8 protein-coding genes and 1 pseudogene are annotated in these 13397 nt (G+C 73.6%); 4 read left to right on the forward strand and 5 right to left on the reverse strand.

The genetic code is table 11. The features are described from left to right. Positions 1-139: 139 nt before the first annotated feature. On the forward strand, positions 140-1276 hold the full coding sequence (locus ACIRS1_RS13200) for an NAD(P)-dependent alcohol dehydrogenase (RefSeq protein WP_402838990.1): 1137 nt from the start codon (positions 140-142) through the stop codon (positions 1274-1276). Positions 1277-1434: 158 nt separating this feature from the next. Here ACIRS1_RS13200 and ACIRS1_RS13205 read toward each other — a convergent pair. The 3 genes and pseudogenes from ACIRS1_RS13205 to ACIRS1_RS13215 form a co-directional block, all read right to left on the reverse strand. Next, positions 1435-1866, reverse strand: a pseudogene (locus tag ACIRS1_RS13205) (DUF6114 domain-containing protein); the annotation flags it as partial. Between the two features lie 194 nt (positions 1867-2060). Further along, positions 2061-2717, reverse strand: coding sequence for a DUF6230 family protein (locus ACIRS1_RS13210; RefSeq protein WP_402838992.1), 657 nt, complete (start codon positions 2715-2717; stop codon positions 2061-2063). 134 nt (positions 2718-2851) lie between these two features. After that, a complete protein-coding gene (locus tag ACIRS1_RS13215) occupies positions 2852-3604 on the reverse strand; it encodes a TetR/AcrR family transcriptional regulator (protein WP_360220826.1) in 753 nt (250 codons plus the stop codon). 395 nt (positions 3605-3999) lie between these two features. Between ACIRS1_RS13215 and ACIRS1_RS13220 the strand changes: the two genes are divergently transcribed. From ACIRS1_RS13220 to ACIRS1_RS13230, 3 genes are all read left to right on the forward strand, one after another. After that, positions 4000-4671 (forward strand): Tat pathway signal sequence domain protein, encoded by a 672-nt coding sequence (locus ACIRS1_RS13220; RefSeq protein ID WP_402838994.1) that lies wholly within the window; start codon positions 4000-4002, stop codon positions 4669-4671. A 216-nt stretch (positions 4672-4887) separates the two neighbouring features. Next, positions 4888-5769: an AAA family ATPase gene (locus ACIRS1_RS13225; protein WP_402838996.1), complete on the forward strand. Its 882-nt coding sequence runs from the start codon at positions 4888-4890 to the stop codon at positions 5767-5769. Continuing rightward, positions 5766-7226, forward strand: a complete 1461-nt coding sequence (locus tag ACIRS1_RS13230; RefSeq protein WP_402838998.1) for a VWA domain-containing protein — start codon at positions 5766-5768, stop codon at positions 7224-7226. Before ACIRS1_RS13225 ends, ACIRS1_RS13230 begins: the two co-directional genes overlap by 4 nt. Positions 7227-7333: 107 nt before the next feature. On the opposite strand, the gene ACIRS1_RS13235 is transcribed toward ACIRS1_RS13230, so the two are convergent. Next, the gene (locus ACIRS1_RS13235; protein ID WP_402839000.1) at positions 7334-11995 is read right to left on the reverse strand and encodes a sacsin N-terminal ATP-binding-like domain-containing protein; all 4662 of its coding nucleotides are present in this window, start codon (positions 11993-11995) and stop codon (positions 7334-7336) included. 296 nt (positions 11996-12291) lie between these two features. Further along, positions 12292-13257 (reverse strand): alpha/beta hydrolase, encoded by a 966-nt coding sequence (locus ACIRS1_RS13240; protein ID WP_360220840.1) that lies wholly within the window; start codon positions 13255-13257, stop codon positions 12292-12294. Positions 13258-13397 lie beyond the last annotated feature (140 nt).

The following is a 13397-nucleotide window of genomic DNA, read 5'->3' on the forward strand; positions in this document are numbered from 1 at the left end:
GGGGGCGTGCCCGGGGGCGGGCGAGGGTGACACTGCCGTGCGTACGTTCCGGGGTCGTACGTTCGGGGGTCCTAGGTGCGGGGTTCCTACGATGATCCTTGGTCTGGTTGCCCCCCTCGGGCCGCCGCACTCTGGGGGCATGACGAACACGACGACCGACGCGACCACCACGAACACGACGGGCACGACGGCGGACACCGCCACGAACGGCTCGGAGACCCACCTCACCACCCGCACCGTCGCCGCCTACGCGGCGGCCGAGCCCGACGCCCCGCTGGAGCGGACCACCGTCACCCGCCGGGCGGTCGGCGAGCAGGACATCGTGATCGACATCCGCTTCTCCGGCATCTGCCACTCCGACATCCACCAGGTCGGCGAGGACTGGGGCACCGGGATCTTCCCGATGGTTCCGGGGCACGAGATCGCCGGTGTGGTCAGCGAGGTCGGCCCCGGGGTGACCCGCTGGCGGGTCGGCGACCGGGTCGGCGTCGGCTGCTTCGTCGACTCCTGCCGGGAGTGCGACAACTGCCGGGCCGGCCTCCAGCAGTACTGCACCGGCCTTGGCGGCACCGTCTTTACCTACAACAGCACGGGCAAGGACGGCCTGCCGACGTACGGCGGCTACTCCTCGGAGCTGGTCGTCGACGAGGCGTACGCGCTGCGGATCCCCGACAACCTGCCGCTGGACGCCGCCGCGCCGCTGCTCTGCGCCGGCGTCACGCTGTACTCGCCGCTGGCGCACTGGGGCGCGGGCCCCGGCCGGAAGGTGGCCGTCGTCGGCCTCGGCGGGCTCGGTCACATGGGCGTGAAGATCGCCCACGCCATGGGCGCGGAGGTGACCGTGCTCAGCCAGTCGCTGCGCAAGCGGGAGGACGGACTGAAGCTCGGCGCCGACCACTACCGGGCGACCTCCGACCCGGCCACCTTCACCGAGCTGGCGGGCAGCTTCGACCTGATCGTCAACACCGTCTCCGCCGACCTCGACCTGAGCGCCTACCTCGGCCTGCTGCGCACCGACGGCGTCATGGTGCAGGTCGGCGCGCCGGAGAAGCCGGTGACGGTGAACGCCCACGCGCTGCTCAACGGCCGCCGCTCGCTGGCCGGTTCGATGATCGGCGGGCTCCCGGCGACCCAGGAGATGCTGGACTTCTGCGGCGAGCACGGCATCACCGCGGAGATCGAGCTGATCCGCGCGGACCAGATCAACGAGGCGTACCGGCGGGTGCTGTCCGGTGACGTCCGGTTCCGGTTCGTGATCGACGCCGCGACCATCTGATCCGCCGGGCCACACACGCGGCGCCCCGCCGACCCGGCGCCCTGTCGGCCCACCCCCGCGGCGCCCCGCCCTTACGGTGACCTCTCCCGTCACCGTGAGGGCGGGGCGCCGCGTCCGTTCTCCACGACGGTCACGCGCCACGCGCCACGCGCCACGCGCTATGCGCTCCGCGCCCGCCGACCCGGCCCCGACGGCCCGGCCGCCCGGCGCTGCTCACGCCGGTCCTCCCGCCGCTGGCGTCCGCGACGCAGTGGCTGGTCGGGCAGCCAGCCGAAGGTCAGCGAGGACCCCACCAGCCCGAGCAGCATCCCGACCAGGAAGCCGCCCAGGTTGGAGGTGATCCAGCTGCCCAGGGAGGCGAGCACGGCGAGGACGGAGTAGAACAGCCGCTGGGCCGGGTTGAAGAGGATCAGCAGGCCGCACAGCACCATCACCGCCGGCACCAGGTACCCGGCGATCCCCTCCATGCCGATGTGCAGCACGACGGGCAGCGGGGAGCGCAGGGTGAACAGGATCTCGGCGCCACCGAGCAGGACGAGCAGTCCGCCCCAGAAGGGCCGCTTGCCCCGCCAGTCGCGCCTGGGCGGGCGGCTGGCGGGCGCCGGGACGGGGGGCGCCTGGGCGGCGGCCGTCCCCTCGGCCGCCTCCTCGGGCCCCGCCCCGCCGGATTCCCCGGCCCGCGCCGCGGCCGTGGCCCGGGCGGCCTCACCGACTGGTGCCGTCGCGGACGTCACCGGCCCGGCGGCCGCCGCCCCGGCCGGTTCCGGTACGGACTCCGTCACGGTCAGCAGCCCTTGGAGCTGAAGCTCAGCCGCAGGTTGGGCAGTTTGAACCCGACCGCGGTGCTCGCGTAGTTGTGCTGCTTCAGGTTCGTCAGGATGACGCGGTCGGCCTGTTGCCCGAAGACCCCGGCGCCGCCCACACCCTTCGGTCCGGCCTTGGTGTAGGTGCTGGCGTCGCCGCCGATCTCGATGTTGGTGAAGTCCGCGTCGCCGGAGAGCATGTCGGAGTCGGTGGTGAGATCGCTGGCGGTGACGGGGGTGCCGCCGTCGCCGGCATGGATGACGAGGTTGATGCCGCCCAGGTCGACGCTCTGGCACAGGTTGGTGATCTCGGCGTTCTTGATCGCCGAGACCGCGACCAGCACCTGACCGCCGGTGTCGCCCTGGTTGGGGCTGTCGGGGATCATCGAGTCCAGGCCGCCGAACTGGGCGAAGCCCTTGCCGTCGAGCTTGTCCGCGGTGATCGTGAACGGCATGCCGCTGATGTTGAACTGGGCGGCCAGCACGCCCTGGGCGGTGAGCGCCATCAGGACGGCGCCCGCCGCGACGGCCGGGACGGCCATCAGGGCGGTGCGCTTCAGCCGTACCCGCCCTCTTCTGGCGGTGGCCGGGGTCTCCGCCGTTTCGGCCGCCGCGGCGGCGTCCTCGGGCATGGCCATGTGTGCTCCCTGTGGTGGATGGGTGTGCGGGCACACGTTGCCCTGGCGCGGACAGCGTTCCACGGCCGGACCGGGCCGTCCGCCCCTCGGCAGCGGGGCGGCCCCGGTCGGCCGTGCGGTGAGTAACTGGGAAGCTACTGCTCGGTATTGGCCGGGTCAATACGGGTGCACGAAGGATCTTCACCATTCGGCAACCCGAGACGCCTGGCGGCCTCCGCCGGGCCGAGGAAGGGGGCCAGGCAGAACAGGCTCAAGACCGGCAACAGATCGGGTAGTTGATCCGTACGCCCGGAGTCGACCCGCCGGTGGAGCGCGCTGTACACCCCGCCCACCACGGCGTCCACCAGTTCCTCGACCGCGACGCCGCAGGGGAGTTGGGGCACCTCGGTGAAGAACACCCGGAACTTCTTGAGGAGTTGGTCCCGCTCACGACGCCCGGCCGGACCGACGGCCTCGATCTCGATCACCGCCATGGTGGCGAAGGCGGGTGTTCCGGCCAGGAGTTGGAGCATCGCGCCGAGCCCCTGCCGGATCCCGGCACACCAGTCGCTCTCCGCCGCGAACGCCGCCGCCATCCGGCGGATCACCACGCCCGTCCCGTACCGGTGCGCGGCCAGGAAGGCGTCCTCCTTGCCGCTGAACAGCTCGTAGAAGACCGGCCTGGTCACGCCCGCCGCGCGGCAGATGTCGCTGACCGTGGCGTGCTGGTAGCCACGCTCGGCCACCGTCTGGACCAGTCCGTCCAGCAGCCGCTCGCGCTGGGTGGCGGCGACCACCGCCGGGGGCAGCCGGCTCGGTCCGCGCTTGATCGACCGGGCCGGGTCACGTCCGGTCCGCGCGCCCGGCAGCAGGACCACGTCGGCACTCCGCAGGTGTTTGTGTTCCATCCCCAACTCCTGTGGCCTGTATTGACATTGACGCAACGCAGGGTTTACAACACTGACAGGTTTCCAACCGGTGGGCGAACCACTTCACCACCGGCCGACCTCCAGGGGCTCCGACGGCCCCGGGCGACCCGCCCGGGCCACGGGACCAGCGCGGACGCAGGCCCGCGGCGGTGGCAGCCGTCGACGCGCACCCCACTGCACGCACGTCCGCACCTTCACACCGCCGTGCCGCACCAGCGGGCCCGTGGCGCCGGGCCCGCCCGGCCACGGCCCCGCGCGGCCCCCGGTACGCCATGCCGCACTCGCCATGCCACGCACCTCCCCCGCCGTGCACGCCACCACACCCGCACCGCGGGCCACCCCCACCCGTCTCCGCACGGAGAGAGGTCACCCTCATGCGCTTCCGCCGCACCCTCGGAACCGCGGCCCTCGCCGCGATCGCCCTCGCCGGCGCCGCCGTCGCACCCGCCCAGGCGGCCGGCTCCGCGGTCCTGACCACCGGCAGCCTCGGCGGCCCCGCCGTCGCCGTCGGCGACACCCTCACCGCGAGCCTGGTCTCCGGCACCTACGCCACTTTCTACAACAGCTCCACCGGCACGAGCGGCATCAAGTGTGCCAGCTCCGGCTTCTCCGCCACCGTGACGGCCAACCCGACCGCCCCCGGCAGTGCGGTCGAGCAGCTCAACGCCCAGACCTTCGGCTCCTGCACCTCCAACGTCCTCGGCGTCACGGGGGTCAAGAGCATCACGGTCAACAACCTGCCGTTCACCAACACCGTCGGCGACGGGCCCGGCAACCCGGTGGCCCTCACCCCCGGCGCGGCCGGCGCGATGAAGACCACGGTGGTGCTCAACACCGTCCTCGGCAGCGTCAACTGCGTCTACCAGAACACCACCGGCATCGCCGGCACCACCTCGAACACCGGCAACACCATCGGCTTCTCGGCCCAGCCGTTCAGCCTGCTCTCCGGCTCCGGCCTGTGCTTCTCCACGGGCTACTTCAGCGCCACCTACGGCCCGGTCACCGACACCTCGGCGGCGGGCAGCCCGCTCGTCTTCGTCAACTGACGACCGGACGGCAGGCACGGGCACGACGGCGTACGGCGACCCCGGTCGTCGTACGCCCCGGCCCCGTCCGCCCACACCCGACTCCCTACCCCTTCCCGGCCTACCCCCCCACTCCCCGGCCCACCTCCCTCCCCGGCGCGCCGACCCCGCGACAGCGAAGTGACCGGCCGGTAGGGTGCTTGCGCACGGACACGGCCGACACGAACGGGGCGGGGCATGAGCAGCGGCGGCATCGAGGGCACCGGCTTCTTCACCTCGGTGGCGGACGCCGCCGAACAGCTCGCCGCGACCGGCTACCTGGCCTCCACCGCGGTGGCCACCACCGTCTTCCTCGCCGACCGGCTCGGCAAGCCGCTGCTCGTCGAGGGCCCCGCCGGCGTCGGCAAGACCGAGCTCGCCAAGGCCGTCGCCGCGATCGGCCGGGCCCGGCTGGTCCGGCTCCAGTGCTACGAGGGCATCGACGAGGCCCGCGCGCTCTACGAGTGGAACCACGCCAAGCAGCTGCTGCGGATCACCGCCGGCCGCGAGGAGGGCTGGGACCAGGCCCGCACCGACATCTTCGGCGAGGAGTTCCTGCTCACCCGCCCGCTGCTCACCGCCATCCGCGGCGACGAGCCGACCGTCCTGCTGATCGACGAGATCGACAAGGCCGACGTCGAGGTCGAGGCGCTGCTGCTGGAGGTGCTGAGCGACTTCCAGGTCACCGTGCCCGAGCTCGGCACCATCACCGCGAGCCGCCGCCCGTTCGTCCTGCTCACCTCCAACGCCACCCGGGAACTCTCCGAGGCCCTGCGCCGCCGCTGCCTCTTCCTCCACCTCGACTACCCGGACGCCGAGCTGGAGCGCCGGATCGTCCGGCTCAAGGTGCCCGGCCTGGACGACACGCTGGCCGCCTCGCTGGTCCGGGTGGTCGGCGCGCTGCGGGCGATGGACCTGCGCAAGGCGCCGTCCGTCGCCGAGACCGTCGACTGGGCCCGCACCCTGCTCGCGCTCGGCGCCGACACCCTGGACGAGGCCGCCGTCCGCGACACCCTCGGCGTCGTCCTCAAGCACCAGGACGACATCCGGAAGGCCGCCCAGAAGCTCACCCCCGCATGACGGCCGCCCCGCCGCCGACCGACCCGGCGGCCCGGCTGACCGGCCTGGTCCGGGCGCTGCGCGGGCACGGCCTGCGGATCGGCCCCGCCGAGACGGTGGACGCGGCGGCCGTTCTCGACGTGCTCGGCTTCGCCGACCGCGAGCAGATGCGGGCCGGGCTGGCCGCCGCACTGCTGCGCTCGGACGGTCAGCGGACGGTCTTCGACGCAGCCTTCGACCTGTTCTTCCCGCTCGGCGTCGGCACCCCCGAGGCCGTCCGGGCCGGCCGCGACGGCCAGGGCGACCCCTCCGCCCCGCCCGAGGGCCTGACGCCGCCCCGACCGGGACGGCCCGACCCGCTCCGCGACGAGCTGCGCGACCGCCTCGCCGCCGCCCTGGCGGCCGACGACCGCGCCGCGCAGGCCCGGCTGGCCGGCGAGGTGGTGGAGGCCTTCGGCCGTTACGGCTCCGGCCCGGCGGCCGGGTCCGCGCCGGGCTCGGACGGCTGGTCCGCCCACCAGGCGCTCGGCCGGCTCGCCCCCGAGACCCTGCTCGCCCGGGTCCTCGCCGGGCTGCGCGCAGGGGCCGGCGACCCGGACCTGTCCGACCTCGTCCTGGCCGACGAGATCCGCCGCCGCATCCGGGACTTCCGGGCACTCGTCGCCACCGAGGCCCGCCGCCGGGTCGCCGAGCTGCGCGGTGCCGAGCGGATCGCCGAACGCGCCGTGGCCCCGACCGTCGACCGGATCGACTTCCTCACCGCCGGCCGCGGCCAGCTCGCCGAACTGCGCCGCACCGTGCACCCGTTGGCCCGCAAGCTGGCCACCCGGCTGGCCGCCCGGCGCCGCCGCGCCGCCCGCGGCCGGATCGACCTGCGCCGCACCCTGCGCCGCTCGCTGTCCACCGGCGGGGTGCCGCTGCGCCCGGCCTACCGGCTGCGCCGACCGGCCCGGCCGGAGATCGTGCTGCTCTGCGACGTCTCCGGCTCCGTGGCCGGCTTCGCCGACTTCACCATGCTGCTGGTGCAGGCGATGAGCGAGCAGTTCAGCAAGGTCCGGGTGTTCGCCTTCGTCAACCGCACCGCCGAGGTGACCGGGCTGCTGGCCGGCCGCGACGCGGACCCGGCCCGCCTCGCCGCCCGCATCCTCACCGAGGCGAAGGTGACGGGCTACCACGGCAACAGCGACTACGGCTCCGCCCTGGGCGAGTTCGCCGAACGGCACCTGGACGCCGTCGGCCCGCGCACCAGCGTGCTGATCCTCGGCGACGCCCGCACCAACCACCGCGACCCGAACCTCGACGCGCTGCGCCGCATCGCCGGCCGGGCCCGGCGGGTGTACTGGCTCAACCCCGAGCAACCCGCCCTCTGGCCGACCGGCGACTCCGCGGCCCTCGCCTACGCGGGCGTCGTGGAGATGCACTCCTGCCGCAACGCCCGCCGCCTCGCCGAACTGATCACCCGCCTGATCCCGGTCTGACCCCGCTCCGGGACCGGCGGCCGGTCAAGAGAGACCCGGACCATGGACGGGAACCAGGCAGTCGCCCGGGCGCTCGATCCCGCCCGCGCCCGGCGCGACCGTTCCGGTCAGAGGGTGGGCCACGTCCACACGGTGGCCTCCACATCGGTTGCCCGCGTGCCCTTGAGGCGGATGTCGGAGACGGGCTGCACGTCGAGCCAGCTGAGCGGGTCACTGATCATGATCAGGGTCGGGTCGCCACCGCTGCCTTCCTCAAGATGTTCGGCGAGAAGCAGGACGTAGTTCTCACCCTGCTCCCGGGCACGGAGGAACTCGGCCGTGGTGAGGGTCACCTCGTTCGGGCGGCTGCCCCCGTGCGCCTTGATCTCGTAGTAGCGACCCGTGCTGTCGACCGCGTCCGCTCCGATGTTGTGCCCGCCGCGCTGGTCGATGCTGTCCGCTTCCTCGCCGAGGACGGCCGCGAGGAGGCCGATGACCAGCTCCTCCTTGGAGTCGTCCCGGTAGCCGAGCGGAGCGGCCTGCCGACGGGGCACCGCGCCGCCCGGCCGGGGTGCCGAGAGGCCGCTGCCCTGCCCACCGGCCGAGCGTGGCGGTTGCATCCCGGCCGATCGCCTCGCCGGGCCCGCCGATGACGCCGTCTGCCGGGAGGTAGGCCGGCCGAGCCGGTCAAGACCGACCAGCCGTCGCTGGACGGGGGAGGTCGAGGCGGGAACCGGGTTCGGTGCCGCCCCTGGTGGTGTTGCCGAGCCCCCACCGGCCGGCCTGGGCGAGGGCACGACGGGCGCGGGCACGACCGGCAGCGGCGCAGCCGTCTGGGGCGCCCGACGCCGGGCGCCCCGTGCGGGCCGAGGAGTCGTCGCCGGTGCCGCGTCCACCCGGGTCGCCGCGTTCGCCGCCCGGAGGGATCGTTCGCGCAGCAGTTCGTCCCGTCGCCTCTGCTCCTCGACGTCGCGCTGGCCCGCCGAGGTGATCGGCACGGCATGGCCGGTCGTGACGTCGTCCTCCTCCCAGAAGTCCCGCCAGTGGCGGGCCACCTGGGCGCGTGAACCCGTGAAGAGGCAGGCCAGGGCGGCACCGGTCCCCAGACGGGTCCGCAGCTCGTCCGGGGCGGCCAGGAACAGCGCCTTGGCCGCGTGGTCGACGTGGGCGCCGACGGGAACCTCCAGCGGCTCACGGTCGTGCCCCACGTCCAGCCGGACACGCAGTCCCGGCAGGATGCGCACGTCCAGGCGGGTGAGACCGTCCCAGTCCGTGAAGGAGTCGGCGACGGCCGGCTCGTCCCGGACCAGGCGGTCCTGCAGGGCGATGACGGCCCGGGCGAGGTCCGCGGTGAGGCCCGGGTCCGGTAGCGCGCCGTCGGGCTCGACCACCTGGGCCGCCGCCGTGTCCAGCACGTGCACGCCCAGGAGGCCTACCAGGTCGGTGAACTGCTCGGCGTCCCCGCCCGGCTGCCAGAGCGGGACGCGACCGGAGAGAGCCCGCTCGACCGTCAGGTGGGCGGAAACGGCGTAGACCGGCTGGTCCTTGAGCCGTCCGGGTTTGATCCACCCGCTGGTCGTCCACAATGGCAGCCAGCGCAGCTTGGCCCGCAGGCCCGGTGTGACGGTCGTTCCCGCACCGCCGACAAGGTTGTTCAGCGACCTCAACGCCTCGAGCATCAGCCGCTGCTGGTTCTCCTCCGTCGGCTCCCCGGCAGCGGCGAGTTCCTTGAGGACGTCCACCAGGTCCTCGGAGCGCGGCTCCTTGATGTCCAGCACCTGCCAGAGCGGGAGCAGTTCCGGCCCGGGCGGCACGAAGGCCCGCATGCCGCGCAGGATCGTGGTGCCCCGGAGGCATTCGTCGGGACGTCGCCATCCCGTGTCGGTGAGGATCAGGGAGTCGGCCCCCTGGAACGCGGCCCTGATACCTCGTTCGAGGTCCGCCCGGGGAATGTCAGCCGGTCGCTCCGCCAGGCGCCGGGCGAGCGCCCGGTAGACCAGGTACGCCTCGGCCCGGAGTTCCTCCAGCGCGGCCCCCACCGGGACCGGGCGCTTTCGCAACTGGCGGACGCGTTCGACCAGTTGTGGAACATCGGGGTCGCCGGCCACTCCGATGGCGGTGAGTACGTCGATGCGGCCGGCCAGGGCGCGCTGGATCTCGGGGTGAAGGTAGTTCGGCTCGTCCTGGCCGTAGAGGGCCTCGGCGTCGGGCGTGCGCAACTGGAGCTGGTCGGGGCGGCGCAGGACACCGCTCGCATCCTCCAGCCATGCGCTGTCACGCAGGCGCCAGACCCACAGGGCCGGGACCGATCCCTTCTCGATCCATCCGCGCATGTCGGTCGCCGCACGGACCGTCGCCTGCTCCGGGCTGGTGACCATGCCCGGTTTGCCGAGGGTCTGGAGCAGGGCGACCGTGCGTCGGCGCCGTTCGACTCCGTCCCGTTCTGCGCCGATGTTCTTGACGACCCGGTCGAGGTCCCTCGCCGACCGGTCGTCCAGGGTGTACTTGGCACCGAGCTGGACCATGGCCCGCCGCCGGCCGGAGGGCGCGTACCCGGCATCGCGGCTGAGCCCCACCCGGCTGTCCCGCACCTCGTACCGCTTGACCGCCCGGCCCTCCAGGATCGGGTTCAACCGGGGTGTGTCCGCCACGCCCAGCAACCGCAGGAAGGCCGTTCGGCTGAGGCCACCGCTCTGCGAGGCGGGCAGGAGGGTCTTGGCATAGCCGCGGTGGGCCCAGAGCAGACCGGCGGTCCTTCGCGCGGCGGCGGCGAAACGATCGCCGTCGGTGCTCTCCAGCGCCTGGGGGAGGTAGATCTCCTCCGGCCGGGCCTGACGTGCCGTCTCCGCACCGTCCGCGCCGTACTCGAAGGCGTCGAGCAGGAGGGTACGGCCGATTCCCCGCCCCAGCCGGTCGCGCTCGGGCTTCGTGAGCGCGCCGACGGCCTGCTGGAGCAGGACGAGCCGTTCGGCTCCGGGGAGGTCGGTGGCTGGGAGTCGGCTGCCCGTCTCACCGAGCCGTGCGATGTGTCGGAGCACCGCCGCCGTGTCGTCACGGTGGATCAGACAGTTGTGCTTCGCCAACCAGGTGGTGACCCGCCGGGCCGCGTCCTCACCGCTCCAGTAGCCGGGATGCAGGTCGAGCAGGACGCCCAGCGGGTCGAGCGGTCCGGTGCCCCGGTGGTGCGCGAAAGCGTGCCCGGCGCCGGCCGGAGCGAGCCGCCGGCCGTCGGCCGTGGCGAGGCAGGGAAAGTGGATCAGTCGGTAGTCCAGCCCGGCCTTGAGAGCGACGGCGGTGAGCCGGACCGTCCGGTCGATGTCGTAGGCGGGCTGCTGGAGCAGTCCGAGCGCGTCCACGACCCTGACCTCTCCCGGGAGGCCTGCGGTGCGGGCGGTCCGCCAGTCCGAGAGCACCTCCCGCCATCGGCCGCCGACGTCCCGAGCGGTATCGGGGAAGGCGTGTTCCAGGCTTGCCAGACGGGCGGTGTCCCGTGGCGAGATCACCCCGGTCAGTTCCTCGACCTCGACGGCGAGATCGGCGAGCGGCACGGCCGGGCCTTCCGGGACGGGCAGCGCGAGTACAGCGGCCACCTGGTTCCGGGCTCGTTCGAGGAACGCACCGAACAGGCGGTCGGGCAGCCCGGCCCTGGCGGGGGCGGACGTCCCGGGCAGCGGCAGCAAGTGCCAGGCCGACGGCTCCACTCGCCCGAGGAGGTCGAGCACCGCGGCCTGCCACAGGTCGGCGACGACCGGGACCAGAGCCGCGTTCAGCGTGCTGGCCGCGAAGCCCTCCCGACTGACGACCGGGTCGAACTGCGAGTGCACCCGGGCCGGGACGGCCAGCGGTGCGACCGGAAGGCCCGCGTGGATGTTCCCCCGCTCGCCCTCGCAGAGCGGCAACGCCACGGCCACCGGTACCGTCGGGCCGAGCCGTTTGTGCATCCGGTGCCAGCCCGGCCGGGACGGGATCAGCATGTCGTATACGCGCCAGCACTTGTCCTCGGTGGTCCGGGCCTCCCGGACCCGGACCTCGTGCCGCTCTCCGCCGACCGGCAAGGTCAACGTGGTGACTTCCTGCCAGGTCAGCCGCAGCACCCTGGTCCGGACCACGCCGGCGGAGTCGTCGGTGTCCACCGTGACCCGGTCGAGGTGCCGCAGGAAGAGCAGGGAGGCGTCGTGCCAGTCCTCGAACCATTCCAGGACCTCGTCGGCGGAGAGGACGTCCGTTTCGAGCGGGATGCGGAAGACCGTCCATTCCGGGCCCGCGATGTCCTGCGGCAGGTGAGGAGCCTCGGCCGGCGTCATCGTGACGTCCGCGAACCGGACGCGGTACGGGGGTCCGTGCACCTCCCAGGTGGTCGAGAGCAGCCGGATCGTCGCCAGGCCGATGCCGAAGCGGCCGGTGCTCTCGGCGTCCAGGCTCTTACCGCTGAGCCATGGCAGCCCGAGCCGTGGGAGGTCCGCCAGGCGCAGACGCCCACCGTTGTGCGCGACGAGGAGCTCGGTCGGACGCCAGCGGATTCGGACCTCGCGAGCTCCGGCGTCATCGGCGTTCTGCACCATCTCGGACAGGACCTGGAGCCGGTCCGAGGAGATGGTCTCGGCGCCCTGCTGCGCGCGCTCGGCCACCTGCCGGAGGAGCTCAGGCCCTTCGTGCAGCCGGTCGTCGAAGAGCCGGACTGCCCAGGCCGCCTCCTCCTCCGTCCGCGCCTCCACGCCCGGCTCGGCCCCCGCGTCCGCCAGCAGGGCCTCCACGGCCGCGGCCAGCTCGCCTTCCCCATCCTTGCCCACCCGGATCTCCTCTCCCCCCGCACGGTCTCTGGGGGACCAGCATCCGGATGCCACCGGGAGGTCCGGGCCGGCACGGGCCGGATCCGGTCACCTGCGCGGTGGCCGGAATCTCGGCGGCGACGGCGTCGACCGGCCTGCAACCCGCCCGCGGCGCGGGCGGGGCAGGAGACTACGGGGCCCGGATCCGGCTGGATCAGGACGGCGGGATCCGCCTGGTGTCAGTGGCGGCTGCTAAGGCCTGCCGGCCCCGTGGATCCTCGTGGGCACAAGACCATCGGACGGGCCCATGCCCAGCTCTAGTCCAGCGCCTTCAGGAAGTCCAGCAGGGCCTCGTTGACCTCGTCCGGGCGTTCCTGCTGCGTCCAGTGGCCCGTCTTCGGGAGGCGGACGTGGCGGTGCAGCCGGGGGACCCGGCCGAGCAGGTGGGCGCGCACCTCGGGGGTGATCAGCGCGTTCACCAGGTCCTGCTCGCCGGCCACGTAGAGGGCGGGCACGTCGATCGTCACCCCGTCGAAGGCGGCGAGCAGTTCGGCGTTGCGGTCGATGTTGCGGTACCAGTTGAGCCCGCCGGTGAAGGCCCGCTCACCGTGTTCGGCGTAGTCGGCGGCGAAGGCGTCGAGGTCCGCCTCGGTGAGCCAGTGCGGGAGGCGCTCCGGCTCGGGGACGGTGTCCAGCAGGGTCCGGCCCTCGGGGACGACCCAGGGCCGCGGGCCGCCCTCCGGCTGGGTGCCGGAGAGGATGCGGCGAAGGCTGGACCGCACGTCGGCCGCCAGCTCGGCGTCGGCCCGGCCGGGCTCCTGGAAGTACAGCTGGTAGAAGCCCTCGCCGAAGTGCTCCCGGGCGGCGTGCAGCGGCGGCGGCCCGCTGACCGGCAGCGGCGGCACGCTCAGCCCGGCGACGCCGCGCACGAGGTCCGGTCGCAGGGCGGCGACGGCCCAGGCGACCGGCGCTCCCCAGTCGTGGCCGACGACGACCGCCCGCTGCTCGCCGAGCGCGCCGATCAGCGCGGTGACGTCGCCGACCAGGTGCAGCAGGGTGTACGCGTCGACGCTGGACGGCTGCTCGCTGCGGGCGTAGCCGCGCTGGTCGGGGGCGACGACCCGGTAGCCGGCCGCGGCCAGCGGGGCGAACTGGTGGCGCCAGGAGTACCAGCTCTCCGGGAAGCCGTGCAGCAGCAGGACCAGCGGGCCCTCGCCCTGTTCCGCGAGGTGCAGCCGCACGCCGTTCACCTCGATGTGGCTGTGCTTGATCGCCTCGTTCAACTCCCGCTCCCCGGGTCCGGTCGGACGCCTCGGCGGCGTCCGTTCGTTCTCGACCCTGCCCAGTGCCGCGCCCCGGGAATCCCCTTCCGGGGGTCCGAACGCGACCGAGGCCGCCCCGTAACTCCAGGACGGCCTCGGCG

Source organism: Kitasatospora sp. NPDC101176 (assembly GCF_044768035.1).
GTDB lineage: Bacteria > Actinomycetota > Actinomycetes > Streptomycetales > Streptomycetaceae > Kitasatospora.

Coding starts and splice junctions, on each gene's coding strand:
- ACIRS1_RS13200 (WP_402838990.1), top strand. CDS start 140: ATGACGAACACGACGACCGACGCGACCACCACGAACACGACGGGCACG.
- ACIRS1_RS13225 (WP_402838996.1), top strand. CDS start 4,888: ATGAGCAGCGGCGGCATCGAGGGCACCGGCTTCTTCACCTCGGTGGCG.
- ACIRS1_RS13230 (WP_402838998.1), top strand. CDS start 5,766: ATGACGGCCGCCCCGCCGCCGACCGACCCGGCGGCCCGGCTGACCGGC.
- ACIRS1_RS13215 (WP_360220826.1), bottom strand. CDS start 3,604: ATGGAACACAAACACCTGCGGAGTGCCGACGTGGTCCTGCTGCCGGGC.
- ACIRS1_RS13210 (WP_402838992.1), bottom strand. CDS start 2,717: ATGGCCATGCCCGAGGACGCCGCCGCGGCGGCCGAAACGGCGGAGACC.
- ACIRS1_RS13220 (WP_402838994.1), top strand. CDS start 4,000: ATGCGCTTCCGCCGCACCCTCGGAACCGCGGCCCTCGCCGCGATCGCC.